This is a genomic window from uncultured Nostoc sp., from assembly GCF_964245445.1.
Classification (GTDB): Bacteria; Cyanobacteriota; Cyanobacteriia; order Cyanobacteriales; family Nostocaceae; genus Nostoc.
The window spans coordinates 7,431-9,315 of the sequence record NZ_CAXTNE010000289.1 but is presented as its reverse complement, the minus strand read 5'-3'; the positions used below and the strand labels follow the sequence as shown (position 1 = coordinate 9,315).

The following is a 1,885-nucleotide window of genomic DNA, read 5'->3' as shown; positions in this document are numbered from 1 at the left end:
CCCCTGCCCCCTGCCTCCTGCCCCCAGCAAGAACTGCGCTCTAAATGATAAGTCTAACTCTTGCTAAGGGAGATGTTTTGTAGAGAGGGGAGGGAGACGGCGTTTATACCGTCCTTGCAGGTTCTTGGTGAGCAAGACACAGGCAAATATCGCAGTTGAAAGTAGCACCACACTGGCTCCAGAGGCAATATCGAGGTAGTAGCTGAGGTAGATACCTACAAAGGAAATCGCAGTTCCTAAAATCCCGGAAATAATCATCAGATAGCCAAAGCGATCGCTCATTAATCGCGCAATTGATGCTGGAATCACTACTGCTGAAATAATTAGAGTCACCCCCAATACATTCAGTGTCGCCACTAGTAAAGTCGCTAACATCAAAGCAAATAAAGTATCCATTGCAAAAACGGGTACACCATGAACCTGAGCAACTTCCCGGTCAAAACACCAAAATAGCAACGGGCGATAAAACAAGAAAACGAGGCTGAGTAAGACAATCGTTACACCAGTCACCACCCACAAATCATTAGGGGAAACCCCCAACACATTACCAAACAAAGCAGCTTCAAAGTTTTGGCTAAATTTGCGATAGCTACTGATTACAGCTACTCCTAAAGCAAAGCTAGCAGTCGTCACAATCCCAATAGCTGCATCCGAGTAAATTTTCCGTCCAGTCAAATATTGAATCAACAGAGCAGCAGCAAAACCCCAAATTCCAGAGCCAATGTAGAAATTCAAGCCTAGTACATAACTCAGCACGGCTCCCCCTAAAATCGCATGAGATAAACCGTGGGCAATGTAACTCATTCTGCGAGTTGTAATATAAACTCCCATAATGCCGCATAATAGCCCCGCCATCATGCCTACTAGAATCGCACGGCTAAAAAATTCGTAGCGGAAGGGTGCTAGTAAAAGATCCATATATAGTATTTAGATTAAGCAGATTTCGACGAGTTGGAGGGGCGCAGTATTTGGGGCAAGTTATCTTGCATTTGATGGCGTAGAGAAGTACCGCCGCTAGCAATCAAAATTCGGTCTTGTTGGTAGAAAACTACCATTTCCCCACCAAAAGTCTGCTCAAGATTTGCGGGAGTGAAGACATCAATAGGTTGACCTTGACAAATTAAACCGTGGTTGAAACACACTACCCAAGGTAAATGAGTCGCCACCGAATTGAGATCATGGGTAGAGAGAATAATTGTCAAGCCCTGTTGATTCAAATCAGCCAATAGATGCAATAGTTCGTGTTGAACGTGCAAGTCTGAACTGCTGGTGGGTTCATCTAGAAGAACAATTTCCGGCTCTCCTACTAAAGCACGGGCAATAAAAACCCTTTGCTGTTGTCCACCAGATAGATTACCAATGGGTTGATGGGCAACATGGGCAACTCCAACGCGCTCTAGGAGTTCCCTGGCAACTTGGCGATCGCGCCGTGAAGACCAAGGCAACATCTTTTGCTTTTGGTAACGTCCCATCATCACCACTTCCAATGCCGTGACTGGAAAAGTCCAATCCACCGTTTCCACCTGCGGCACATAACCCACCAAAGGCGGTGCTATTCCTGGCTTTAAGCGCCTTCCTCGAAACCAAATCTCTCCAGTCCAAGGACGAACCAGCCCTAAAATAGCTCTGATTAAAGTGCTTTTACCACTACCAGAAGGCCCCACCAAACCAGTAAGTTGACCTGGATAAAGGGTCAGATTAAGATCGGTAAACACTGCCTGAGTTTGATAACCACAGGTTAAATTTCTAACTTCAAGTATTGGTTGCATATACAGCAGATTTCAGTTGGTGAGGTACATAAACTAAGTACATTGCGTAAAAACGTAGTGTTTTTAATAATGCAAGGAGATGCATTGGCATTGCAAGGGGACGCATTGGCATTGCA

At 45.1% G+C, this 1,885-nt stretch carries 2 protein-coding genes; both read right to left on the bottom strand.

Going from position 1 to position 1,885, the window contains the following annotated elements; all coding sequences use genetic code 11:
• Positions 1–63: 63 nt before the first annotated feature.
• The gene (locus tag ACFE90_RS31865; protein WP_229556339.1) at positions 64–918 is read right to left on the bottom strand and encodes a metal ABC transporter permease; all 855 of its coding nucleotides are present in this window, start codon (positions 916–918) and stop codon (positions 64–66) included.
• A 14-nt stretch (positions 919–932) separates the two neighbouring features.
• Entirely contained in the window at positions 933–1,769 is an 837-nt protein-coding gene (locus ACFE90_RS31860; protein ID WP_375506326.1) for a metal ABC transporter ATP-binding protein, read from the bottom strand.
• Positions 1,770–1,885: the final 116 nt, after the last annotated feature.